The organism is Halorubrum tropicale (assembly GCF_001280455.1).
GTDB classification, from domain to species: Archaea; Halobacteriota; Halobacteria; order Halobacteriales; family Haloferacaceae; genus Halorubrum; species Halorubrum tropicale.
Map to the genome: position 1 here is coordinate 312,874 of NZ_LIST01000004.1, position 23,914 is coordinate 336,787.

Here is a 23,914-nt window from a genome sequence, read left to right on the forward strand (position 1 = left end):
CGCGGTCGAGCGGTCGCCCCGCGGTGCCCCCGCCGCGCCGGTCTACAGCGGCGGCCCGGCCCGCTCGTAGTCGGTGCCGAGGATGACCATCGTCTGCGAGCGCGAGAACCCCTCGGTCTCCGCGATCCGCTCGAACATCAGCTCCCGGAGCCGGTCGGTGTCGGCCGCGACGACGCGGAGGATGACGTCCCACTCGCCGGTGGTGAGGTGGATCTCGCGGACGCCGTCGATACCGCGGAGGCGTTCGAGCGCGTCCTCCTCGCGGCCCTGCTCGACGCGCAGGCCGACGAACGCGCCGACGCCGTACCCGACCGCCTTCGGGTCGATGTCGGCGTGGTACCCGCGGATGACGCCCGCCTCCTCGAGGCGGCTGACCCGGTCGTGGACGGTCGCGCTCGACATGTCGATCCGCCGCGCGACCTCCGAGAACGGGGTCCGCGCGTCCTCCTGGAGGATTCGCAGGATCGCCCGGTCCGTCTCGTCGAGTTCCATACGGGAACGTACGGGGGGCGGAGGCTTTTGCTTTCCGGCGGGAGGAACGCGCCGCCTACGAGCCGTCCGCGTCCGCGAACGACCCCTCGCGGATCGCCGCCTCCGCCGCGTCGAGCGCGGCGGCGGCGTCGAACTCGTCGACGATCCCGCGGAGCGCCTCGGGCGTCGCGTCCGCGAGGTCGCGCGCGTGTGCCGCGACGTTCGGCACGGCCCGAATCAGGTTGTCGATTATCGGCACGTCGGCCGTGCGCGGCGAGCGGCTTCCGGGGTTGAGGTCGATCACGATCTCCGTCTTCCCCATCGCGTCGAGCGCGGCGGCGCGGTCGCCGTCCTCCAAGGGCACCACGACGACGTCGGCCGCCTCGATCCCGTCGGCGTCGACGACGCCGCGCGCGTGGTCGAGCCCGGGGATCTCGCCGTCGCCGGCGAGTCCCTTCACCTCGTCGGCGCCGTGCTGGCGCAGGTGGTCGGCGATCCGCCGGACCCGCTCGTCGGTGTGGTTGAACAGGTTCACCTCGAGGTCGGCGGCGACCGCCGCGGCCAGGTCGACCGTCTCGCTCGGCGCGAGGGCGGCGACGTTGCCGTTCACCGAGATCACGGGGCGCTCGGCGAGCAGGAGCGTCGCGGCCGCGGCGCGCGCGGCGGCGTCGGCGCTCGGCAGCGTGCGCTCGCCGAGGAGGTAGTCGAACGCCTCGCCGCGCCCCTGCGCGATCAGCCCCTGCTTCGAGGTGATCCCCTTCTCGACGCCCGCCTCGATCCGGTGGCGCGTCACGAGCGACGCGTACCGCGGGTGGTCCTCGGGGACCGCCGTCTCCGTCATACCCGAGGGAGGCGACGGATCGATTAAAATGGACCGTTCGCGGTCGACGCCGCCGGGCCGCTGCTACTCGCCCGCTCGCCGGCCTCGCTCGCCCCCGCCGCGCCGAACGGATGGCACAACTAAGTTTCTGGAAACCGAAACGCCGCGCGTGATGAATCGGACTGGGAAGTACACGGTCGTCAGAGCGTGTAACGACCACGGGGCGATCACGCTCCGTGAATACCCGCGCAACGGGACGCTGTACGTCGTCGAGTACGACGACCCCGACGTGGAGGCCGAGCTGTCGTCGCTCGACGCCGGCTCGGTCGTCGAGCTCGACCTCCGACGGGCGGGGCGCCGAGGGAACGCGTGGTGCGCGGAGTCCGCGCGTCCGGTCGAGACGGCGTAGTTCGCAGTTCGCGGAGCCGCGCGGCCGACCGACCCGTCCGGTTTCGTTCTCCAGTTCCGCCGTCAGGCGACGCCGATCCGCTCGCGGTACGCGCCGTGTTCCGCCTCGAACACCTCCATGATCTCGCCCATCGTCGCGTACGCCTTGACGGCCGTGACGATCTCGGGCATGACGTTCTCGCCGGCCGCGACCGCGTCGCGGAGGTCGTCGAGCGAGGCCGCGACCGCGTCGTCGTCGCGCTCGGCCTTCACCGACTCCAGCCGGTCGAGCTGCCGCTCGCGGGTCGTCTCGTCGACCTTCAGCAGGTCCGGGCGAGTGTCCTCGTCGATCTCGTAGGCGTTGACGCCGACGACCGTCTCCTCGCCGTCGTCGACGCGCTCCTGGTACTCGTAGGCCGACTCCTGGATCTCGCGGTGGAAGTACCCCTGATCGATGCCGCGGAGGACGCCGTCGCGCACGGAGCCGTCGCCCATCTCCCGGATCTCCTCGATGTAAGCCATCGCCTCAGCCTCCGTCTCGTCGGTGAGGCTCTCGACCGCGAAGGAGCCGCCGAGCGGGTCGACGATGTCGGCCGCGCCCGACTCCTCGGCGATGATCTGCTGGGTCCGGAGCGCGACGCGGACCGCTTGCTCGGAGGGGAGCGCGAGCGCCTCGTCGAAGGAGTTGGTGTGGAGGCTCTGGGTGCCGCCCAGCACGCCCGCCAGCGCCTGAATCGTGACGCGCGCGACGTTGTTCAGCGGCTGCTGGGCCGTCAGCGACTGCCCCGCGGTCTGGGTGTGGAACTTCAGCTGCTTCGAGGCGTCCGCCTCCGCGCCGTACCACTCGTCCATCACGGTCGCGTAGATGCGGCGCGCGGCGCGGAACTTCGCGACCTCCTCGAACAGCGAGTTGTGCGAATTGAAGAAGAAGGAGAGCTGCGGGGCGAACTGGTCGACGTCGAGCCCGCGGTCGAGGCACGCCTCGACGTACGCGAACCCGTCGGCGAGCGTGAACGCCAGCTCCTGGACCGCCGTCGACCCCGCCTCGCGGATGTGGTAGCCCGACACGGAGATGGGCTTGAACTTGGGCGTCTCCGCGACCGCGAACTCGATGGTGTCGGTCACCAGGTCGAGGGAGGGCTCCGGCGGGATCACCCACTCCTTCTGCGCGATGAACTCCTTGAGCATGTCATTCTGGAGGGTCCCGCGGAGCTCCTCGCGCGGGACGCCGCGGCGGTCGGCGAGCGCGACGTACATCGCGTAGATCACCGGCGCGCTCGGGTTGATCGTGAACGAGGTCGACACCTCCGCGAGGTCGATGCCGTCGAACAGCACCTCCATGTCGCGGAGCGTGTCGACCGCGACGCCCTCCTTGCCGACCTCGCCGAGCGACATCTTGTCGTCCGAGTCGATCCCCATCAGCGAGGGCATGTCGAACGCGGTCGAGAGGCCGGTCTGCCCCTCGTCGATCAGGTAGCGGAACCGCTCGTTCGTCTCCTCGGCGGTGCCGAACCCCGCGAACTGGCGCATCGTCCACGTGCGGCCGCGGTACATCGTCGGGTAGACCCCGCGGGTGTACGGCTCCTCGCCCGGGAACCCGAGGTCCTCGTCGTAGTCGAGGTCGGCGACGTCCTCTGGGGTGTACAGGCGGTCGACCTCGCGGTTCGAGACGGTCGCGAACCGCGACTTCCGCTCCCCGTGGCGGTCGAGGGTGGGGTCGAGCGTTGCCGCCTCCCACGACTCCTTCGCCTCGCGGATCGCGGAGAGCTCCTCGTCGTCGTACATACCGCCCGTTACCCGCCGGTCGGGTATAAATATTCATTATATTTTGGAGGGCCGGCGGCGCGAGCGACCCCGGAGACGACTGCCTCACCGCGCTCAGCGACCCCCGAACAGCCGGTCGCGGAGCGACCGCGGCGTGGGACGCTCCGCGAGCAGCACCGGCACCTCGAGGGCCTCGACGGCCGCGAACGCGAGCGACCCGCGGACGATCCGGGAGAGGAGGCCGCGCTCCGTGGCGCCGACGATCACGAGGTCGTACCCCTCGCCGACGCGGCCGATCGCCGCCTCCACGTCGCCGGTCTCGACGCGCAGGTCGGCGTCCCCGAGGCCGTGCCCCTCGGCCCAGCCGGCGAGGAACTCGCGGCCCGCCGCCTCGTCGCCCTCCTCGACGACGTGTAACAGCGAGACCTCGGCGCCGACCGCCGCCCGGAGCGCGAGCGCGACCTCGGCGGAGAGGTCCGACGACGGGCCGCCGGCGGTCGGCACGAGCACGTCGGCGGGGTCGAGTCGCCGCCCGTCGAAGACGAGGAAGTCGCAGGGGAGGTCGCGGGCCAGCTCGTCCAGCGAGCCCTCGACGCGCCCGCCCGCGAACCGCGCCCCGCCGTAGCCCATCACTACGGCGTCGGCGCCGGTCGCCCGCGCGGCGTCGAACACCTCCTCGATCCCGCGGTGCGAGAGGATCGTCTTCGTCTCGACCGGCGCGTCGAACGGCGCCGCGTCGGCGACGGCCGCCGAGAGCAGCTCGGCGGAGGACCGGTCGAGCCGCTCCCGGTTCGCGGCCGCGTTCTCCAGCGAGGTCTGGTCGGGGACGGTGACGACGTGGACCGCGAGGAGGCGGGCGTCCCGGCGGTCGGCCACGGCGCCGGCGAGCGCGACGAGCGCCGCCTCGGTGCGCGGGTTCGAGAGGGCGACCATGACGACGGGGCGGTCGTCGCCGCTCCCCGTCGGCCGGTCGTCGCTGTGCGGCATCGGTCGATCCCCCGCGTCAGCGCGCCGACGACCCGCTCTCGCGGGCGCGACGGCGGCTCATTCGTCCGCGTCGGCGCGGGGGAGCGCGATCACGGGCACCGGCGCGTCGGTCGCGATCTCGGCCGACAGGTCCCCGGAGAGGAGCTGGACCAAGCGGTTCCCCCCGCGCGGCTGGTAGGCGATCGCGCTCGCGTCCACCTCGTCCGCGGCGTCGAAGATCGCCTCGACCACGTCCCGGGCGTAGGCCGTGTACTCGGCGGCGTCGGGGAACACCGTTCTGACCGCCGCGTACGACTCGGCCGCGAGCTCCTCCGACTGCTCGACGGGGGTCTTGTCCGGGACGCCGTCCCCCTTCTCGACGACGTGAAGCGCCGTCACCCGCGCGGGGTCGTAGGGGTCGAGCGCCCGCGCCGTTCGCAGCGCGTCCTCCTCGTTCGCGACCGGGAGGAGCACGTGCCCGAGCAGGTCCTGGCCGCCGGTGTCGTCGGGTCCGTCCATGCGAGGTAGTACGGCCGGCGGCGCTTAAGAAGGTGACCTCGCGTCCTCGGGCGTCGCGTCGTGCGGCTCGCCGGTGACGCACCGCGCACCCATGGAGGCGCGCCGGGGACCGCAGCGCGGTTCACGAGGTACGCCGGCTACACACCGCGCGGTCCACCCGGACGCCCCGAGAGTCTACTGCTCGTCGACGCCGGCGACGAACAGCGCGAGCACGGGGACGATCTCCAGCCGCCCGATCCACATCAGCCCGATCATCAGCAGCTTCGTCGTGTTCGGCAGGAACTCGTAGCTCCCGAACGGACCGAGCGGGCCGAGCCCCGGCCCGATGTTGCCGATCGTCGCGAGCGACGCCGCGAGCGCCTCCGTGCCGGTGAGCCGCTCGCCGATCCGCGCCGTGTCGAGCTCGATGAAGACGGCCGAGAGCGCGAACACGAGGAAGTACAGCAGGGTGAACACGAGGATCCCGCGGATCACGTCCTCGTCGACGACCTCGCCGCCGAGCCGGACCGGCCGGACCACGTCCGGGTTCGCCGTCGTGTACAGCTCGCGACGGAGCGTCTTCAGCAGGATGAGCCAGCGGATCACCTTGATCCCGCCGCCGGTCGACCCGGCGGAGCCGCCGATGAACATCGCGAACAGCAGGAGGAACTGGGTCTGGGTGTCCCACTCCGCGAAGTCCGCGGTCGCGAAGCCGGTCGAGTTCATCAGCGACGCGACCTGGAACACCCCCTGCCGGAGCGCGTTCTCCGGGACGCCCTCCGTGACGCCGCCGATGTCGGTGGCCGGCGCGCCGCCGTAGAACAGCCCGACCGCGAGCACGGCCGCGAACGCGGTCACCAGCCCGAGGTAGATCCGGAACTCCGTGTTCTCGAACATCTCCCGCGGGTCGTCCCTGAGCACGTACCAGAACAGCGCGAAGTTCACCCCGGCGATCACCATGAACGGGACGAACGCCCACTGCACCACCGGCGAGAACGCGCCGATGCTCTCCGCCTCCGGCGAGAACCCGCCGGTCGGGAGCGTGGAGAACCCGTGGGCGAATGCGTTGTACAGGTCCATCTCCGGCGCGTACCCGGTGCGACCGAGCAGCGCCAGTATCGCGATCAGCGCCACGGTGAACGCGAGGTAGATGAGCCAGAGCGCGCGGGCCGTCTCGACGATCCGGGGGGTGAGCTTCTGGAGCCCCGGCCCCGGCGCCTCCGACTCCATCAGCTGGGCGCCGTTGACCGCCAGCTGCGGCAGGATCGCGATCATCAGCACGATGATCCCCATCCCGCCGAGCCACTGTGTGAGCTGCCGCCACATCAGCACCGCGTGGGAGTGCCGCTCGAAGCTGATCTCCGCCGTCGCGGTCGCGCCCGTCGTCGTGAAGCCGCTCATCGACTCGAACAGCGCGTTCACGGGGTGCGCGAGCGCGGAGGGGGTCCCGTAGCCGGCGATCACGTACGGGATCGCGCCGACGACCGCGGCAGTGAGCCACGCGAGCGAGACGACCGCCAGCGCGTCCCGGGGGCCGAGCTCCGGCTCGTCGTCGAGCCGTTCGAGCCCGGCCCCGACCGCGACAGCGACCGTCATCGACGCCGCGAACGCGAGCGCGTCCTCGCCGTAGATCAGCGCGACGACGAGGGGGACGGCCATGGACGCCGAGAGGAGCTTCACGATGCTCCCGGTGTAGCTGAGCGTCGCCCGCGCGTCGATGGTCCGTGTCACGAGTGTTCCTCGGGGGTTCCGATACCCGTCGTAGCAGGCCGGCGCGACAAGAAGCCGTCGATGGGCGGACCCGCCGCGGGCGGCGAACGGCGGACCGCAGCGGGTCGGCGCCGGTCAGGAGGTCCAGAACGCCTTCGTGAACAGCACGAGGACGGGGATGATCTCGATCCGGCCGATCCACATCAGCACGACCATCACGGCCCGCGTGCTCAGCGGGAACGTCGCGAAGGTGCCGTACGGCCCCGCGTCGCCGAACGCCGGCCCGATGTTGAGGAACGTCGTCGCCGCGGCGCCGAGCGCCTCGAACTCGGTGACTCGGACGTTTCCTCGCTCGGCGTCGACGACGATGACCACGGCGAGCAGGAAGAACAGCACGATACTGAGGAGGAGGTACGCGTAGATGTCGCGGATCGCGGCCTCGTCGATCGACTTCCCCGAGATCCGGACCGGCCGGACGGACTCGGGATGGATCGCGGTGTAGAGGTTCCGCCGGAACGACTTCAGCGCCACCAGCCATCGCAGCGACTTGATCGAACACGTCGTCGATCCGACCATGCCGCCGATGAACATCCCCATGAACAGCATGTGCTTCGCCGCGGGCGCCCACTGCACGTAGTCGGTGCTGGCGTACCCCGTCGTCGTCACGATGGAGGCGACGTTGAAGACGGCGTGGCGTATCGTCGCCTCGGCGCCGAACGTGGTGCCAGGATCGAGGAACAGACCCACGGCGACGATCGACGCGAGCGTGCCCATCGCGCCGATGTAGAAGTGGAACTCCTCGTTGCGGAGGAGGCGCATCGGCTCGCCGTTGATTGCGAAGTAGATGAGGACGAAGCTCGTCGAGCCGATCACCATGAACGGGACCACCGCCCACTGGATCAGGGGGTGAAACGCCCCGACCGAGAGCGGCTCCGGCGAGAAGCCGGCCGTGGCGACCGAGGTGAACGCGTGCGCGACGGCGTTGTACAGGTCCATCTGCGGATCGACGGCGAGGCCGAGCAGGAAGTAGACGACGATCGCCAGCCCCGTGAGCCCGAAGTAGATCCCCCAGATCAGCTGCGCCGTCCGAGAGATCTTCGGCGTGAGCTTGTTGACGTCCTGGGTCTGTGACTCCGACTCCATCAGCTGGGCCCCGCCGACGCCGATCTCCGAGAGCACCGCGGTCGCGAGGATGAGGATGCCGAGCCCCCCGAGCCACTGGATCACCTGCCGCCACATCATGACGGACCGCGAGTGGAGTGAGAAGTCGCGCAGCACGGTCGCGCCCGTCGTCGTCAGCCCGCTCATCGACTCGAACATGGCGTTTACCGGGTGCGCGACCGTGCCGACCCCGGCCACGACGAATGGGATCGCGCCGACCGCGGCGACGAGGAACCAGATCAGCGCCACCGCGAGGAACGCCTCCCGCGGCCCGAGGTCCGCCGCCGGGTCCCGCGTCGACCGGAACGCCGCGCCGAGCGCGAGCGAGACCGCGATCGCCGCGAGGAACGGGACGGGCGACTCGCCGTAGTAGAACGCGATGAGGAGGGGGAACGCGAGCGGGACGGGGAGGGCGGCGAGGACGTCGCCGGTGAGTCCCACGCTGGCCCGCCACCCGACGCGGATGCTGGTGCTCACGGGACTCAGGCCATCGAGGCGATGTCGCTCACGGAGTCGGCCTCCACGAGGAGGATGACGTGGTCGCCGGCCTGAAGCACCGTGTCACCGCGGGGCGTGACCAGCCGGCGGTCCCGGGTGATCGCGCCGATGACGAACCGCGCGTCGCTGTCGGCGACGATCTCCGAGATCGGCCGGCCGACGAGCCCGCACCCCTCGGTGAGTTCGAGTTCGAGGACCTCCGCCTGGTCGTTCTCCAGCACGGCGATGTTCTCCGCGACGCTCTCGTAGGTGAACCGCGTGATCTCCTCGGCGGTCACCGTGCGGGGGTTGACGGCGATGTCGATGCCGATCTCCTCGAAGACGGTGACGTAATCGGGGCTGTCGACGACGGCGATCACGCGGTCGACGCCGAGGCGCTTGGCGAGCACGGAGATGAGCAGGTTCTTCTCGTCCGAGCGGAGCGCCGTGACGACGATGTCGGCCTCGTCGACGTGCTCGCGGGTGAGGAACTCCGTGTCCGTCGCGTCGTGCTCCATGACGACGGTTTCCGGGAGGTTCTCCGCGAGCCACCGCGCGCGGTCGGGGTCCTGCTCTATCAGCCGCGGGCTGAAGTCGCGCTCCTCCAAGAGCCGGGCGGTCTGGTAGCCGATCTCGCTGCCGCCGACGACCACGATCTCGTCGGCGCGGTCGGGCGTCGCCTCCGGCGCCACGTCGGTCGCGAACGACTGGACGCTCTCGGGGCTCCCGATCACCACCGCGCGGTCGCCGACGGCGATGTCGGTGTCCCCGCGGGGGATGACCATGTCGCCGTTCCGGAACAGGCCGACGAACGTGAGCGACTCGAAGCGGTCCGCCTCCGAGACGGTCTGTCCGGCGACGGGGCTCCCCTCGGCGATCTCGAACTCGGCCATCTGGACGAGGCCGCCGGCGAACGGGTCGACGTCGACGGCCGCCGGGAGCCCGATGACGCGGACGATGTTCTCCGCGGTCAGCAGGTCCGTACACACCATGAAGTCGACGCCGAACGCCCCCTCGCTGCCCTCCCACGTGCGGAGGAAGTCGGTGCTCTTGACGCGGGCGATCGTGAACCCGTCCCCGAGCGTCTTGGCGGTGCCGCAGGCGACGAGGTTCGTCTGGTCGTCGTCGGTACAGGCGATGACCATGTCCGCGCGGTGGACCTCGGCGGTCGACTGGATCTCCGAGGACGTGCCGTCGCCCGCGATGGTGAGGACGTCGAGTTCGTACTTGAGCTGTTCCGCGCGGTCCGGGTCGACGTCCACGACGACCACCTCGTGGTCCGACGCGAGACTCGCGGCGATGCTCGTCCCGACCTCGCCGGCCCCGATGACGACCACGTACATGGGCACACCCAGTTACCGGACCCTCAAGTTCGTTACTATCGGCCCCGCCGGGCGCGGCCGCTTCGTCAGTCGTCCCCGCCGAACGACGCGGGGTCCGTCCACTCGTTGCGCCCAGAGACGGTCCGCTGCGGGAAGGGGATCGAGATCCCCTCCTCGTCGGAGCGCGCCTTGACGACCTTCACGTAGTCGGCGCGCGCCTTGACGAAGTCCGCCCGCGAGGAGTCGTCGATCCAGATCCGCGACTGGAGCCCGACGTAGGAGTCGGCCAGCTCGGTGAGCCGGACCGACGGCGCCGGGTCTTCGAGGATGGCGCCGCTCTCCTCGGCCTCCTCGACGATGATGTCGGTCGCCTTCTCGACGTCGTCCTCGTGGGCGATCCCGAAGACGCACTTCAGGCGGAGCGCCTTCTTCGCGACCGGGTTCTTCACCACGTCGCTCGTCAGGGCGTGGTTCGGCACCGTGAGCAGCTCGTTGTCGAACGTGCGGACGCGGGCGACGCGGAAGGAGATGTCCTCGACGACGCCCGAGTTGCCGTTCCGCTCGGTCCGGTCGCCGATGCGGAACGGCTTGTCGGTGTAGCTGAACACGCCAGCGACGACGTTCTTGATCACGTCCCGGAGCGCGAAGCCGATCGCGAGCGTGACGCCGGCGAACAACACGAGGAACGCCAGGATCTTCTGGAGCGGGCGCTTGGCGTGCTCGTCGAGCCCCCGCCTGTCGAAGACCCGCTTCACGGGGGGTGACGGCCGCCTCCTAGAGCAGGTACGTCGCGACGGCGACGAGGAAGATGGCGGCGTCGACGACGAGTTCCGTCACCTGCCCGAGGTACGGTCGGAGCGTCCCCGCGACCGCGACGACGCCGGAGGGCCCCGCGGCGGCGCTCGTCAGTGGAGCACTGCCGTGTTCCCGCGCGTCTCGATCAGGTCGGCGCCGACCGCGTCGGCGAGCTCCTCGGCGAGCTCGTCGGTCGTGGTGCCCCCGCGGGCCGCGCGGAGGAACTTCACCTTCACCAGCTTCCGGTCGTCCAGCTGGTCGGCCAGCTCGTCGACGACCGAGTCGATGCCGTGCTTCCCGACCCAGACGGTGACGTCGAGGTCGTGCGCCTCCTTCCGCAGTTCCTGGTCGCTCATACGCGGTCGAGTCGGTCGCGCGCATTGAAGCTTGAGGTTCGGTCGCGCCGGGCTCGCCGCCGCGACGCCGCCCGCCGCGACGCCGTCGCCCCGATCACCGCTCGCGTTCGACGTCGCGCTCCCGGTCGGCGGCCCGGTTCCGCTCGGCCCACTCGGCGGCGTCTTCGGGGGTCTCGGTCTCCAACAGCCGGTCGAGCTTCCGCTCGAACTGCTCGTCGGTGAGGTCGCCGTTCGCGTAGCGGGTCCGCAGGCGCTCTAAGGCGTCAGCGGTGTCGGCGGGCTCGTCGTCGCTCTCCGCCGTCTCCCCGTGTCTGCCCCACAGGGGATCGGTCTCGTACTCCTCGAAGTCGGACTCTCCGCCCTCCTCGTCGAACAGCATCGAGACGACCGGAACGATCACGATGTAGCCGAACAGCATGAACCCGAGCCACCAGTCGAACCCGAGCAGGAGGGCGGCGAGCCACGTCCCGGTGACCGTCGTGGCGGCGATGCCGCTCGCGTTGCGGCGGAGCCGGTCGCGGAGGGTCTCGTCGTCGGCCATCGCCGTGACGGTCTCCGTCGCGGTACAAAGTCGTATCGCCGACCGGCGACGACCGGACCGCCTGGGGGACGGGACGCCTACGACTCGATTTCGACGGTTATCTCGTCGCGGTCGACCGCCAGCCGGAACGTCGGCACGGTGCGGTAGACGACCTCGACGACGTTCTTGCGTTCGAGGCTGCGGAGCGCGCGCCGCACCGCGTCGACCTCGGGGTCGGCGTCGTACGCCTCTCGGAGCGCGTTGAGCACGCTGACGACGGACTGCGAGCGCTCGTCGGGCCCGGCGAGCACGTCGACCACGCGCGACTCCAGCTCGGGGACGCGGATCGTCTCCGGCACGCCGCCGCGAGCGACCGCGTCGGGCTCGACGCCCGGCTCGACGTCGACGAGGTCGTTGGCCTCCGCCGTGGCGCGGATCAGGCTGTCGTCGTCGCGGTAGTAGTACTCCTTCAGGTGGGTCTCCAGGTAGCCGTGGACCTCGCTGCCGCTCTCCATCTCCCACGCGTCCTGGAGCTCGCCGTTCTTCGTCGGCTGGAGGCGGACCACGTCGGCGAGCCGGTCGCGTTCCTCGTCGGTGAGGCTCATCGCACCTCGACCGCGCTCGCGGCGCGGACGATGGCCTCCTCGCCGAACTTCGGGCCGACGAGCTGGAGCCCGACCGGGAGCCCGTCCGCCTCGCCCGCGGGCACGGAGATCGCGGGGAGGTTCGCGAGGTTGACCGGCGTCGTGTTCGCGTCCGCGAGGTACATCCGCAGCGGGTCGTCGAGGCTCTCGCCGAGCTCGAAGGGGAGGACCGGCATCGTCGGCGACGCGACCACGTCGACGTCGTCGAAGGCGTCCTCGAAGTCCCGACGGACCCACGCGCGGGCGTCCTGCGCCTTCTCGTAGTACTTGTCGTGGTAGCCGGCCGAGAGCGCGTACGTGCCGAGCAGGATCCGCCGCTTGACCTCCGCGCCGAACCCCTCCTCGCGGGTCTCCGCGAACGACTCGTTCCAGTTGCCGTCGGCGTCGCTCCGGTGGCCGTACCGGACGCCGTCGAAGCGCGCGAGGTTCGAGGAGGCCTCCGCCATCGCGATCACGTAGTAGGCCTGGACCGCGTGCTCGACGGAGGGGAGCGAGATCTCGGTCGTCTCCGCGCCCTGCGCCTCCAGGTCGTCGATCGCGGCCTCGACCGTCTCGACGACGCGCTCGTCGGCGCCCTCGAACAGCTCCGTGGGCACGCCGACCGTCAGGCCCGCGACGTCGCCGTCCGCGGCCGCGGCGTAGCTCGCGTCGGGGTCGACGCCCTCGACCTCGCGCAGGTCGCGGGTCGTGCCGTCGTTGGGGTCGTCGCCCGCGATAGCGTCGAGGACGGCCGCCGCCTCCTCGACGGTGTCCGCGATCGGGCCGATCTGTTCGAGGGAGTTCGCGTACGCGATCAGGCCGTGCCGGGAGACGAGCCCGTAGGTGGGCTTGATCCCGACGACGCCGCAGAAGGCGGCCGGACAGCGCACCGAGCCGCCGGTGTCGGAGCCGAGGGCCACGTCGGCCTCGCCCGCCGCGACCGCGGCCGCCGAGCCGCCGGAGGAGCCGCCCGGGACGCGGTCGGTGTCCACCGGGTTCCGAGTGGGGCCGAACGCGGAGGTCTCGGTCGTCGTCCCCATCCCGAACTCGTCCATGTTCGTCTTGCCGACGACCGTCGCGCCCGCCTCGGTCAGGCGGTCGACGACGGTCGCGGAGTAGGGCGGGACGTAGTCCGCCAGCATCTCCGAGCCGCAGGTCGTCCGGATCCCTTCGGTGGAGATGTTGTCCTTCACGGCGACGGTTTTGCCCGCCAGCGGGCCGTCGGCGTCCGCGTCGCCCTCGATCGTCGCCTCCGTGACGAAGGCGTTGATATCGGCCGCCATTACGACACCTTCGGGCCGACGAAGAAGCCGTCCTCCGTCTCCTCGGCGTTCGCGAGCGCCTCCTCCTGGGAGAGCCCCTCGCGGACCTCGTCCGGGCGCATCACGTTGACGAGCTCCTCCTCGCGCTCCGTCTCCGGGACCTCGTCGAGCGCGGCGAAGTACTCCAAGATGTCGCCGAACTGCGCCGCGAACTCGTCGACCTCCTCGTCGGCGAGCCGCACCCGCGCGAGATCGGCGACGTGTCTGACCTCCTCGGCGTCGACGGCGGCCTCGCCGTCGTCCGACGCTGCGGTGTCGCTCATACCCGAACGTACCACGCGGGCGGCGAGTAAGGGTTTCGGAAGGGGGCCGGCGACGCCGGGTCGTGGCGGGACCCGGAATCACCGGACCTGATCGACGAACGCGAGCCAGCGCTCGTGGCCCGCCAGCGTGTCGGCGTGGTGCTCGTCGGCGAACCCCGGCCGGTGGATGCCCTCCAAGGCGTTGAGCGCGCGGTCGATGCCGACGACCTCGTCGGCGAGCGCCTCGGCGGTCTCGCGGCCGAGGGGGTCGCTCTCCAGCCGCTCGACGCGCCGCGCCCGCTCGGCCCTGAGCGACTCGCGCGCCGCAGTCACCTTCCGGTCGAGCGCGGGCGGGACCGCGTCGACCTTCCGGGTCTCGACGATGAACGCCGACAGGTCGACGGCGCTCCCGTCTATCTCGACCTCGTCGGGCACGCTCGCGCCGACGGTCGCGCTGGGGCTGTTCACGCGGTCGAGGAGGGCCTCGCGAACGCCGTCGTCGATCGCCGTTCGCTCCGGGTCGCTCATGGGTTCGCGTGGGCGACGGAGCCGGGAAAAATCATCGGCCGCCGGTCGGATCGGCCCGCCGGCGTCCCGCGTCCGCTTCGGTCGTCCGGTCCGCCGCCTCACTCGTCCTCGTCCGCCCGCACCGTCATCACCGGCACGTCCGAGAGCCGGACGACCTTCTCCGCGACGCTGCCGAGCAGGTACCGCTCGACGCCGGTCCGGCCGTGCGTCCCCATCACCACGAGGTCGGCGTCGGCCTCGTCGGCGTAGCGCAGTATCACCGAGTGGGGCGTCCCCGACTCGACCGCGGTCGTCAGGTCGACCTCGCCGGTCGAGGCCTGGATGAGCGCCTCGGCGTGGTCGGTGAGCCCGGCCTCGACCTCCTCGGGGTCGGGCCCGCGCCCGTGCCGTCCGATGTAGCCCTCGTCGGGCGACCGCCCGCTCATCGCCTGCGGGTCGTCGTCGAGGAACGCCCCGCTCAGGCCAAGCCCGCCCTCGCGGGTGTCGATCACGTGTAACACGTCCACGCTCGCGCCGAACTGCGACGCGAGCGCCCCCACGTGCGCCGCCGCCGCCTCCGATCCGGCGCTCCCGTCGGTCGGGTACAGTATCCTGTCGTACATCGTACCACCAAGTTGAAACTTCGAGGAGCGGGGTGAAAAACGCATCGCAGCCCCCGTTCGCGGCCGATCCGCGAGTTCGTCCGGTCGGCGAGCGGGTGAGACCGCGGCGTCCGCGGGCGGGCTGGCGGGGTTACAGCAGGTCGTTCGAGACGAGGCGGTCGACCGCCTCGCGCAGTCGCTCCTCGCTCGCGGCGTAAGAGATGCGGGCGTAGCCGGGGGCGTTGAACGCGCTGCCGGGGACGCAGGCGACGGCCGCCTGCTCGATCGCCGCCTCGCACCACGCCTGGTCGTCGTCCGCGACGGGGATCATCATGTAGAACGCGCCGTCGCCGACGTCGACGTCGACGCCGTGCTCGTCGAACAGGTCCACGAGGAGGTCCCGGCGGTCGGCGAAGGCGTCGCGCATCTCCTCGACCGACGCCTCGGTGTTCTCCAAGGCCTCGATCCCCGCGCGCTGGACGAAGTTCGTGGCACAGGAGACGGAGTGGGAGTGGAGCTTCCCCGCCTCGCCGACGAACTCGTCGGTGGCGTGGAGGTAGCCGAGCCGCCAGCCGGTCATCGAGTACGCCTTCGAGAAGCCGTTGATCGTCACCGTGCGGTCGGCCATCCCGTCGAGGCTCGCGAGCGAGACGTGGTCGGCGTCGTAGACGATGCGCTCGTAGATCTCGTCCGAGATGACGGCCACGTCGTGCTCCACGGCGAGGTCGCGGACGCCCTCCAGGGCCGCCTTCGAGAACACCGCGCCCGTGGGGTTCGACGGGGTGTTGACGACGAGCAGCTCGGTGTCGTCCGAGACGGTCTCGGCGAGCTCGTCGAGGGCGGGCTCCAGCTGGAAGCCGTGCGGCGCGAGGTCGACGCGCGAGAGGTCGGCGCCGGCGAGCTTCGCCATCGCCTCGTAGGAGACCCACGCCGGGTCGAGCAGGACGACCTCGTCGCCCTCGTCGATCAGCGTCTGGAACGTCTCGTACAGCGCCTGCTTGCCGCCGGGGGTGACGATCACCTCGTCGGCGTCGGCCTCGATCCCGTTGCCGCGGAGCTTCTCCGCGATCGCCGCCTTCAGCTCGGGCACGCCGTTCGAGGAGGTGTACCCCGTGTGGCCCGCGTCGAGGGCCGCCTTCCCGGCCGCGACGACGTTCGCCGGGGTGTCGAAGTCGGGCTCGCCGACCGAGAGGTCGACGATGTCCGCGCCCTCGGCCTCCTTCTCCGCCGCCAGGTTCGATATCGCCAGCGTCGCGCTGGGCTCTACGCGTCCGATCCGCTCCGAGAAGTCGTATGCGTCGCTCATGTGTCGTGTGTGATCGTCGTGTCCGTCAGTCGAGTTCCGTCGCGAGGTCGATCGCGGCCGCGGCCGCGTCCGCCCCCTTGTCGATCCGCTCGCGCGCCTCCGCGCCGGACATCCCCGGGCCGCTCACGCCGAAGGTGACCGGCGTGTCCCGGTCGAGGCTCACGTCGGTGAGCTTCTCGGCGGTCGCGTTCGCGATGACGCGGTCGTGGTCCGTGTCGCCGGTGACGATGGCGCCGACGACCGCGACGGCGTCGACGTCGTCTCGGCGCGCCAGCCGGTCGGCGGCCAGCGGGCTGTCGTACGCGCCCGGCACGCTCAGTTCGTCGACGACGACGGCGTCGCGGTCGGCGGCCGCCTCGCGGGCGGCCTCGGCCATCGGCTCCGTGACGGAGTCGTTGAACCGCGCCACCACCAGTCCCAGCGAGACCATACGCGACGTGGAGCGGGCGACGGCAAAGGTCTACCGTTCGACCGCAGGGTTGCCGGGCGAACGCGTTCGGGACGGACTGGGGCGGTCGACTGATCGGTCATGAATCGACCTGCGGTGGCGCGTGCCTGCGAGGTCGCACCGCGGCCGAGCAGCACGCGCGAGGGAGTCGGCCGACCGCAGGGAGGCCGACGAGGCTGGGGAGGTGTGAGGTGCGGTTGCGGTGCGGTCGGGTGGGGCTCGAAGGGGCAGTCGGGAGGCGGGCGCAGGCGACGCAAGCACCACAGGGAGCGAACAGAGTGAGCGACCGAGGAGCGCAGCGAGCGTGCGTCCGCCTCCCGACTGGGGCTTCGAGGTGTTCCCCGACGAGTTAGCAGCGATCGGTTATGAATAAACGAACGAGTCGAGTCTCGGCTTTCCGGCCACGCGCCATTAATACGTCTCCGACGCCAACACGAGTCCATGACCGACACCGAGACCGCGACGGTCGGCGGCGGCTGCTTCTGGTGCGTCGAGGCGGCGTTCAAGGAACTCGACGGCGTCGAGCGCGTCACCTCCGGCTACGCCGGCGGCCACGTCGAGGACCCGAGCTATCGGGAGGTGTGTACCGGCAACACCGGCCACGCCGAGGTCGTTCAGGTCGAGTACGACCCCGAGGCGCTCTCTTACGAGGAGATCCTCGAGATCTTCTTCACCGTCCACGACCCGACCCAGCTGAACCGACAGGGGCCGGACGTGGGGAGCCAGTACCGGTCGATCGTGTTGTATCACGACGACGAGCAGCGCCGGCTCGCCGAGGAGTACATCGCGGCGCTCGACGAGGAGGGCGGCTACGACGACGACGTCGTCACCGAACTCGAGCGGCTGGAGACGTTCTACCGCGCCGAGGAGAAACACCAGGACTACTTCGAGAAGAACCCGGCCGACGCCTACTGTACGATGCACGCGCAGCCGAAGGTAGAGAAGGTCCGCGAGCGCTTCCGCGAGAAGGTGAAGGCGTAAGTGACGGGACGGAACACCGCCGAAGATCCAGTCGCTCACTTATAAATAGCTGAACGCGGACCGCCGGTGAACACCGCCGAAGCCCCAGTCGCGAGGACTCGCGCGGCTCGTTGCGCGCTTCACTCGGTCGCTCACTGCGTTCGCTCCCTCGTTCAGTGCTTACGTCGCCGTGCTTCGCCCTCGCGACTGCCCCTTCGAGTCCCACCCCGCACCGCGACCGCACCTCACGCCTCCCCAGCCTCGTCGGCCTCCCTGCGGTCGGCCGACTCCCTCGCGCGTGCTCCTCGCGGCCGCCTTCGGCGGCCACTCGCAGGCACGCGCCGGGATCCCAGTACAAGTCCTCGCGTCGCGCCACAACCTATTCCCTCTCGCCGGCCGAACCCATCTCCGATGAAGGTCGGCCTCATCTCGGACGTTCACGCGAACCTCCCGGCGCTGGAGACGGTCCTCGACGACATGCCCGCCGTCGACCGGATCTACTGCGCGGGCGACGTGGTCGGCTACAACCCGTGGCCGGCCGAGTGCGTCGAGCGCGTGCGCGAGGTCGCGGCCGCGACGGTCCGGGGGAACCACGACCGCACCGTCGAGAGCCCGCACCGGTACAGCGCCAACCGGATGGCCGAGGCCGGCCTCGAGCACGCGAAGGCGTCGCTGTCGGCCGACCAGCGCGAGTGGATCGACGCCCTCCCGCGGACGGAGACGTTCGCCGGCGACCGGTACCTGCTCGTCCACTCGCACCCCGCCGCCGAGCGCGAGGACGCCTACGTCTACCCGGAGGAGTTCCCGAACCTCGACCGGCACATGGGCGAGTACGACGGGATCGTCCTCGGCCACACCCACGTTCAGGGGTGCCGCGACGTGGCCGGCGGCTTCGTGTGCAATCCGGGCAGCGTCGGCCAGCCGCGCGACGGCGACCCGCGGGCGGGCTACGCCGTCCTCGACACGACGGCCGACGGAACCGACGCGGTCGAGACGTATCGCGTGGAGTACGACGTTGACCGCGTCGCGGAGGCGGTGCGCGAGGCCGACCTTCCCGAGACGACGGCGGAGCGCCTCTACGAGGGCGAGTAGATCAGGCGTCGTCGTCGCGGTCGCTGATCTCCACGCCCAACCGCTCGTACAGGAACGCCCACGAGTCGGTCTGCTCGTCGACCACCATTGAGGTCGGCTTCCCCACGCCGTGCCCGGTCGCCGACTTCGTCCGGAGGAGGAAGGGCCCGCCCGCGGCCTCGTTCTGGAGCCGCGCGGTCATCTTCCGCGCGTGCGAGGGGTGGACGCGCGTGTCGCTCGCGGCCGTGGTGAAGTAGACGGGCGGATACGACTCGTCGGCGTCGACGTTGTGGTACGGCGAGTACGCGCGGAGGTACTCGAACGCCTCCGGGTCCTCCGGGTGGCCGTACTCCGTCGTCCACGACTCCCCGAGCAGGAAGCGGTGGAACCGCAGCATGTCGAGCAGCGGGACCGCGCACTGGGCGGCCGCCCACAGGTCCGGGCGCTGGGTGACGACCGCGCCCACCGAGAGCCCGCCGTTCGACCCGCCGGCGACCGCCAGGTGGTCAGTGTCGGTCAGCCCGGACGCGCAGAGCGCCTCCCCGGCCGCGACGAAGTCGTCGAAGGTGTGCTGTTTCTCCGCGAGCATCCCGGCCTCGTGCCACGGCTCGCCGTACTCGTACCCGCCGCGGGCGCACACCGCCGCAAACGCGCCGCCGTCCGCGAGGAACGGCAGCCGGAACCGGCCGAACGACGGGGTGATACTGTTCCGGAAGCCGCCGTAGCCGTACAGCAGCGTCGGGCGCGGGCCGTCGACGGCGGCGTCCTCGCGGTAGCAGACGAACACCGGCACCTCGGCGCCGTCCGTCGAGTCGACGAACCGCTGTTCGACGACGAGGTCGTCAGGGACGGGGAGGTCGACGGAGTCGACCTCCGTCGACGCCAGTTCGTCTTTCGCGTCCGCCCCGCCGTCGAGGTCGAGCGCCCGGACCGCCGGCGGCCGGTCGAAGCCGGTGAGCCCGAAGAACGCCTCGGGCGCGTCGCGGTTCCCGGAGACCCACGTGACGGAGCAGTACGACGGCAGCGACACGTCGCGCAGGTGCGTCCCGTCGCGGTCGTGGACGGAGAGCCGCGAGTGGGCGTCGCGCTGGCGGTGGACGAGGAGGCGCTCCGGGGTCGGCGCCACCGACTGGATGATCCCCTCGCCGCCGGGGAGCAGCTCGCGGCACTCCTCGAAGGAGAGGTCGCCCTCGCGGAAGCGGTCGACCGAGCAGGCGAGCACCCGCCGCCGGGGCGCGCCGTGGTCGGTCGAGACGAACGCCGTCCCGTCGTGGAACTGGACCGACGTCTCGGCGTCGGTGTCGGTCAGGACGGGGCGCAGGTCGCCGTCGACGTGGACGTACCACTCGGTTCCCCCCACCATCTCGGAGAAGGCGACCGCGAGCAGCCCCGAGTCGGGGTCGACCGTGACCCGCGGCCAGACGTGCTGGTCGTCGTGTTCGAGCAGGAGTTCCTCCGCCTCGGGACCGTCCGCGAGCCGGAACCGGCGGATCTCCTTGTCCATCTGCGCGCCGTCGGCCGCGCCGCCGGTCGCGACGTAGACGAACCCCTCGCCGTCGGCGGTCCACGCGAGGCTCCCCGCGTTGACACGGCCGCGCTCGGGGAGGACCGCGACCTCCTCGACGCCCGGGCCGTAGCCTCCCGAACCCTCGGACTCCGGCGATTCAGTCGGGTCGGGCACCGACAGCACCCGCACGTCGTAGTTCTCGTCGCCGCCCTCGGTGACGCCGACCGCGACGCGCTCGCCGTCGTGCGACGGGACGTACCAGGCCATCGACCGCGGCGGGCGCTCCGCGTCGCGGTTCGCGGCCCAGGCGTTCGGGTCGACGAGGACGCGGCCGTCGCCGTCGGGCACGTCGCGGACGACGAGGCGGGCGTGGTCGGCCCCGGGCTCGCGGGCCGTCGCGAAGTAGCGCCCCTCGCGGACTGATACCGAGCCGTAGTCGGCCACCTCGACGAGGTCCTCGAACCGGGGGCGGAGCCGGTCCCGGAGCGCGTCGTCGAGCGCCTCGTCGACGTGGGCGTTCTGGGCGTCGACCCACTCGTCGACCGCCTCGCCGTCGCCTTCGAGCCATCGGTACGGGTCGTCGACGTCGACGCCGTGGAGCGTCTCCGTGACGACCTCGCGGCGCGTCTCCGGCGGAGAGCGGGCCGGAGCGGATTCGCGTGGCATACGGATCGGTGTCGCCGGCGACGCAAAACCGCTGGGGTCGCGGCGGCCGAGGCCGCCGATCCGCTCGCGTCGCGGGGTCCGAGGCAGACGCGTTACGGCCGAGCCACGGCCGGGTCCCTCACGGCCACAGGCCCGCGACGAACAGCAGGTTCCGCGCGGCGACGGCCAGCGAGAGCGCGCCGACGCCGCCGCACATCAGGGTGGCGACGAACCGTCGCGTGCCGCCGGCGACCGCGACCGGGAGCCCGATGACGGCCATGCCGACGGCCTTCGTGAGGAGCATCCCGCCGAGGAGGCCGAACCGGGAGATGAACAGGCGGCCGACGGGCGACCCCTCGACGTACTCGCTGCCCGAGAGCGCGACGTAGGTCGTGCCCACGTCGGCGGCGATCCCGACGAGGAGGAGGCACACGGCGAGGGCGAGACGAGTGACCACTGACCGAGCGAACGCGGTACGCACCAATAAACCTCCGGACGGGGGGCGGAAGCCGTCGCAGTCGGGCGTCGATCCACCTTCCGGCGCGGAGCGAACGGGGTTGGCCGCGGGACGCGCACAACAAGACGGTATTTAACCCGGTGGGTCGCCTACGAGCGGTAATGAGTTCGTCCGACGACGAGTACGAGATCGCGGTGGTCGGCGGCGGGCCGGCCGGGCTGACGACGGCGCTGTACGGGGCCCGACTGGGCCACGAGACGGTGCTGATCGACCGCGGCGGCGGCCGCGCGGCGATGATGGCCGACACGCACAACGTGATCGGCGTCACCGAGGACGTCTCCGGCAACGAGTTCCTCGCCACCGGGCGCGAGCAGGTGGAGTCGTACGGCGGCACCTTCGAGCGCGGCTTCGTCACCGAGGTCGAGCGCACCGACGACGACCGGTTCCGACTGGAGACGAACGACGCCGAACTGGTGGCGGACCGCGTCGTCCTCGCGACCGGGTTCTCCGACGAGCGCCCGGACCCGCCGCTCCCGCGGACGGGCAAGGGGCTCCACTACTGCCTCCACTGCGACGCCTACATGTTCGCCGACGAACCGGTGTACGTGATGGGCCACGGCGAGGCCGCCGCCCACGTCGCGATGATCATGCTCAACGTCACCGACGACGTGGACGTGCTGACCCGCGGCGAGGAGCCGACGTGGAGCGAGGAGACCGCCGCGCAGCTGGAGGCGCACCCCGTCGACGTCGTCACCGAGGAGGTTGAGGGCGTCGAGAACGACCCCGACACCGGCTGGCTGGAGGCGCTGGAGTTCGCGGACGGCACGCGCCGCGAGTACCGCGGCGGCTTCGCGATGTACGGCTCCGACTACAACACCGTCCTCGCCGAGGGGCTGGGCTGCGACCTCAACGACGACGGCACCATCGCCGTCGACGACCACGGCCGCACCAGCGAGGACGGCGTGTTCGCGGTCGGCGACATCACGCCGGGCCACAACCAGGTGCCGGTCGCGATGGGCCAGGGGGCGAAGGCCGGCCTCGCGATCCACAAGGAGATCCGGGAGTTCCCGCGCTCGACCGAGGAGATCGCGCGCGACGGCCCCGTCGGCGAGGACGAGGTGCCCGCCATCCCGCCCCACCTCATGGCGACCGCCGTCGCCCACGAGGGGCACGCGGGCGGGCCGCGCGAGTCCGCCGAGGCCGAGGGGGCCGAGGCGCCGGCCACCGACGACTGATCGCCGCCGACTTTTCAGCGGAACTCGTCGAGAGAGACTCCGGACCTCTCGCAGAGCGCACTGCGCGCGGCCGATGGGATCCAATTCCCACGGAGGCGTCTCTCGGTTTGTCCGAGAGCTGCGCCGGCCGGGGCTCTCGCGGGCGGTGCGAGGTGCGAGGGACGCGAGCACCCCGATTGCGAGCGAGAGGTCGGGGCGCGCACTCACTCCTTCGTACGCCAGTCGGGATTTGAACCGGAACCAGACGTGCTCGCTCGCTGCGCGCGACTGATACGGTTCAAATCCCGCGGCAGTTTCTCTCACTACGTTCGAGAGATGCGCCGGCCGGGACTCCCGCGAGCGAGTGGGAGTACGGGCGGCGCACGAACGAAGTGAGTGCGCCGGCCGGGATTTGAACCACGGTCGCTCGCTCCGCTCGCTCTCTGATTCAAATCCCTCTGCGCATCCTGACGCACGGACTCACTCGTCGCAGTCGTTTCCGGTTCGTTGTGTCCGAGAACTGCGCCGGCCGGGACTCCCGCGAGCGAGCGAAGCGAGCGAGTGGGAGTACGGGCGGCGCACGAACGAAGTGAGTGCGCCGGCCGGGATTTGAACCCGGGCCATGAGCTTGGAAGGCTCAGGTCCTACCACTAGACCACCGGCGCTCGCGTCGGTCGATGACGCACCTACACGTAGGCGGAACGGCTTTCATAAGCGTTCCGTGTTCTGACGGGACGAGCCGCGACCGTGACTGGCAGTAGTACTTAAAGGCCCCTGATACTGTGGACCCCTCCCAGCGCGTTAGAACGCTTTTCAGCGGCTTAGAAATCTGTTCGGCACCTATGTGGGTAGCCACCCAACGTACACCCGTGAGGTGACACCGATGTCATACCAATCGAGCAATCCGCTGGTCGGCGAGGTCGAGTTCGCGCTGGAGGGACCCTGGGCGACGTACTGGATCGCGTTCCTCCGCGTCGTCACCGGCTGGTGGTTCTTCCACGCCGGCGTGACGAAGATCATCACGGACGGGTTCGCGTACAGCTACGGCCCGGCGTACATGCAACAGATGAGCGGGACGGTCCTCGGCGGCATCCCGGTCTGGATGGGGAACAACCTCGCGTGGCTCATCGAGCCCGGTGTGCCCCTCTTCGAGACGCTCATCGGCCTCGCGCTGATGGCCGGGGCGCTCACCCGCTTCGCCGCCTTCGGCGGGGTCATCTTCATGATCCTGTTCTGGGTCGGCAACGCCGGGTTCGGCCACGGCGTCGTCAACAGCGACCTGATGGGCCTGCTGCTGTTCATGACGGTGATCGTGCTCGCGGCCGGTCGGTACTACGGCCTCGACGCGATCATCGAGGACACGGAGCTCGTCAAACAGAACCCCAAGCTGCGGTACCTGCTCGGTTAACGAGGTGACCGAAAATGACAGACATCATCGACAAGGCGGCACGGGCGTTGAGCGCGGGACTGATGCTGTTCGGCATCGCGGTCCTCGGACTGGTCGAGACGCTGGCCGGGCAGCCGTTCGCCCCGGTCCCGATGAAGAACGAGGCGGGCGACGTGGTCGCGACGCCGCTGATCGCGCCGGAGATCCGCACCGGCTTCGTGCTGGCCGGCATCGCGGTGCTCGGCCTCTACGCGGCGTACCGGCTCGTGGCGCCGCTCCCGGACGACCGGGGCGTCAGCCACGAGTCGATGGCGGACTGAATCGCGCGGGAACCGCCGACCGCGACGACACCGGCGGAACGCGCCGTCGCGGACGA

The 23,914-nt window shown here is 70.9% G+C and carries 25 protein-coding genes, 1 tRNA gene and 1 pseudogene; 6 read left to right on the forward strand and 21 right to left on the reverse strand.

Translation table 11 applies throughout. The features are described from left to right. Positions 1–42: 42 nt before the first annotated feature. Positions 43–492, reverse strand: coding sequence for an Lrp/AsnC family transcriptional regulator (locus AMR74_RS11860; protein ID WP_053772268.1), 450 nt, complete (start codon positions 490–492; stop codon positions 43–45). 55 nt (positions 493–547) lie between these two features. Continuing rightward, positions 548–1,312 (reverse strand): 4-phosphopantoate--beta-alanine ligase, encoded by a 765-nt coding sequence (locus tag AMR74_RS11865; protein ID WP_053772269.1) that lies wholly within the window; start codon positions 1,310–1,312, stop codon positions 548–550. Positions 1,313–1,463: 151 nt separating this feature from the next. On the opposite strand from AMR74_RS11865, the gene AMR74_RS11870 reads away from it, so the two are divergent. After that, positions 1,464–1,700, forward strand: coding sequence for a hypothetical protein (locus AMR74_RS11870; RefSeq protein ID WP_053772270.1), 237 nt, complete (start codon positions 1,464–1,466; stop codon positions 1,698–1,700). Positions 1,701–1,762: 62 nt separating this feature from the next. Here the strand turns inward: AMR74_RS11870 and AMR74_RS11875 are convergent, their stop codons facing one another. The 16 genes and pseudogenes from AMR74_RS11875 to ribH form a co-directional block, all read right to left on the reverse strand. Continuing rightward, entirely contained in the window at positions 1,763–3,463 is a 1,701-nt protein-coding gene (locus tag AMR74_RS11875; protein ID WP_053772271.1) for an acyl-CoA mutase large subunit family protein, read from the reverse strand. A 93-nt stretch (positions 3,464–3,556) separates the two neighbouring features. Further along, positions 3,557–4,429, reverse strand: a complete 873-nt coding sequence (locus tag AMR74_RS11880; RefSeq protein ID WP_240471158.1) for a universal stress protein — start codon at positions 4,427–4,429, stop codon at positions 3,557–3,559. 57 nt (positions 4,430–4,486) lie between these two features. Next, positions 4,487–4,927, reverse strand: a complete 441-nt coding sequence (locus AMR74_RS11885; protein ID WP_053772272.1) for a universal stress protein — start codon at positions 4,925–4,927, stop codon at positions 4,487–4,489. A gap of 174 nt (positions 4,928–5,101) precedes the next feature. Next, entirely contained in the window at positions 5,102–6,637 is a 1,536-nt protein-coding gene (locus AMR74_RS11890; protein ID WP_053772273.1) for a TrkH family potassium uptake protein, read from the reverse strand. 114 nt (positions 6,638–6,751) lie between these two features. Continuing rightward, positions 6,752–8,254, reverse strand: coding sequence for a TrkH family potassium uptake protein (locus AMR74_RS11895; protein ID WP_053772274.1), 1,503 nt, complete (start codon positions 8,252–8,254; stop codon positions 6,752–6,754). Positions 8,255–8,259: 5 nt separating this feature from the next. Further along, positions 8,260–9,597, reverse strand: a complete 1,338-nt coding sequence (gene trkA / locus AMR74_RS11900; protein ID WP_053772275.1) for a Trk system potassium transporter TrkA — start codon at positions 9,595–9,597, stop codon at positions 8,260–8,262. A 65-nt stretch (positions 9,598–9,662) separates the two neighbouring features. After that, positions 9,663–10,485: pseudogene (locus AMR74_RS11905) on the reverse strand (mechanosensitive ion channel family protein). Continuing rightward, positions 10,482–10,727 (reverse strand): YhbY family RNA-binding protein, encoded by a 246-nt coding sequence (locus tag AMR74_RS11910; protein WP_053772372.1) that lies wholly within the window; start codon positions 10,725–10,727, stop codon positions 10,482–10,484. The pseudogene AMR74_RS11905 and the gene AMR74_RS11910 overlap by 4 nt, the downstream one beginning before the upstream one ends. A 94-nt stretch (positions 10,728–10,821) precedes the next feature. Continuing rightward, positions 10,822–11,268, reverse strand: a complete 447-nt coding sequence (locus AMR74_RS11915) for an SHOCT domain-containing protein (RefSeq protein ID WP_053772276.1) — start codon at positions 11,266–11,268, stop codon at positions 10,822–10,824. 77 nt (positions 11,269–11,345) lie between these two features. Further along, a complete protein-coding gene (locus AMR74_RS11920) occupies positions 11,346–11,852 on the reverse strand; it encodes a DUF5797 family protein (protein ID WP_053772277.1) in 507 nt (168 codons plus the stop codon). Beyond that, positions 11,849–13,153: an Asp-tRNA(Asn)/Glu-tRNA(Gln) amidotransferase subunit GatA gene (gatA, locus tag AMR74_RS11925; RefSeq protein ID WP_053772278.1), complete on the reverse strand. Its 1,305-nt coding sequence runs from the start codon at positions 13,151–13,153 to the stop codon at positions 11,849–11,851. The genes AMR74_RS11920 and gatA overlap by 4 nt, the downstream gene beginning before the upstream one ends. Further along, positions 13,153–13,455 carry an Asp-tRNA(Asn)/Glu-tRNA(Gln) amidotransferase subunit GatC gene (gene gatC, locus AMR74_RS11930; RefSeq protein ID WP_053772279.1) on the reverse strand — a complete coding sequence of 101 codons (303 nt, stop codon included), beginning with the start codon at positions 13,453–13,455 and terminating at the stop codon, positions 13,153–13,155. Before gatC ends, gatA begins: the two co-directional genes overlap by 1 nt. A gap of 78 nt (positions 13,456–13,533) precedes the next feature. Continuing rightward, entirely contained in the window at positions 13,534–13,962 is a 429-nt protein-coding gene (locus AMR74_RS11935; protein ID WP_053772280.1) for a DUF5788 family protein, read from the reverse strand. Positions 13,963–14,060: 98 nt separating this feature from the next. Next, positions 14,061–14,564, reverse strand: coding sequence for a universal stress protein (locus AMR74_RS11940; RefSeq protein WP_053772281.1), 504 nt, complete (start codon positions 14,562–14,564; stop codon positions 14,061–14,063). A 130-nt stretch (positions 14,565–14,694) separates the two neighbouring features. Then, complete coding sequence (locus AMR74_RS11945) at positions 14,695–15,849, reverse strand: pyridoxal phosphate-dependent aminotransferase (RefSeq protein WP_053772282.1); 1,155 nt, start codon at positions 15,847–15,849, stop codon at positions 14,695–14,697. 25 nt (positions 15,850–15,874) lie between these two features. Then, positions 15,875–16,279 (reverse strand): 6,7-dimethyl-8-ribityllumazine synthase, encoded by a 405-nt coding sequence (gene ribH / locus AMR74_RS11950; RefSeq protein ID WP_053772283.1) that lies wholly within the window; start codon positions 16,277–16,279, stop codon positions 15,875–15,877. Positions 16,280–16,738: 459 nt separating this feature from the next. Between ribH and msrA the strand changes: the two genes are divergently transcribed. Both msrA and AMR74_RS11960 read left to right on the forward strand, forming a co-directional pair. After that, complete coding sequence (gene msrA, locus AMR74_RS11955; RefSeq protein WP_053772284.1) at positions 16,739–17,278, forward strand: peptide-methionine (S)-S-oxide reductase MsrA; 540 nt, start codon at positions 16,739–16,741, stop codon at positions 17,276–17,278. Positions 17,279–17,668: 390 nt separating this feature from the next. Beyond that, complete coding sequence (locus AMR74_RS11960; protein ID WP_053772285.1) at positions 17,669–18,349, forward strand: metallophosphoesterase family protein; 681 nt, start codon at positions 17,669–17,671, stop codon at positions 18,347–18,349. Between the two features lies 1 nt (position 18,350). Here AMR74_RS11960 and AMR74_RS11965 read toward each other — a convergent pair whose 3' ends face one another. Beyond that, positions 18,351–20,501: a prolyl oligopeptidase family serine peptidase gene (locus AMR74_RS11965; RefSeq protein ID WP_053772286.1), complete on the reverse strand. Its 2,151-nt coding sequence runs from the start codon at positions 20,499–20,501 to the stop codon at positions 18,351–18,353. Positions 20,502–20,619: 118 nt separating this feature from the next. Continuing rightward, positions 20,620–20,937, reverse strand: coding sequence for a hypothetical protein (locus AMR74_RS11970; RefSeq protein WP_053772287.1), 318 nt, complete (start codon positions 20,935–20,937; stop codon positions 20,620–20,622). Between the two features lie 161 nt (positions 20,938–21,098). On the opposite strand from AMR74_RS11970, the gene AMR74_RS11975 reads away from it, so the two are divergent. Next, positions 21,099–22,172 (forward strand): NAD(P)/FAD-dependent oxidoreductase, encoded by a 1,074-nt coding sequence (locus tag AMR74_RS11975; RefSeq protein ID WP_053772288.1) that lies wholly within the window; start codon positions 21,099–21,101, stop codon positions 22,170–22,172. Positions 22,173–22,745: 573 nt separating this feature from the next. Here the strand turns inward: AMR74_RS11975 and AMR74_RS11980 are convergent. Then, positions 22,746–22,816: transfer RNA gene (locus AMR74_RS11980), tRNA-Gly, on the reverse strand. 218 nt (positions 22,817–23,034) lie between these two features. Here AMR74_RS11980 and AMR74_RS11985 point away from each other — a divergent pair. Together AMR74_RS11985 and AMR74_RS11990 are read left to right on the forward strand one after the other, a co-directional pair. Then, positions 23,035–23,559: a DoxX family protein gene (locus tag AMR74_RS11985; RefSeq protein ID WP_053772373.1), complete on the forward strand. Its 525-nt coding sequence runs from the start codon at positions 23,035–23,037 to the stop codon at positions 23,557–23,559. Between the two features lie 14 nt (positions 23,560–23,573). Further along, on the forward strand, positions 23,574–23,858 hold the full coding sequence (locus tag AMR74_RS11990) for a hypothetical protein (RefSeq protein ID WP_053772289.1): 285 nt from the start codon (positions 23,574–23,576) through the stop codon (positions 23,856–23,858). Positions 23,859–23,914 lie beyond the last annotated feature (56 nt).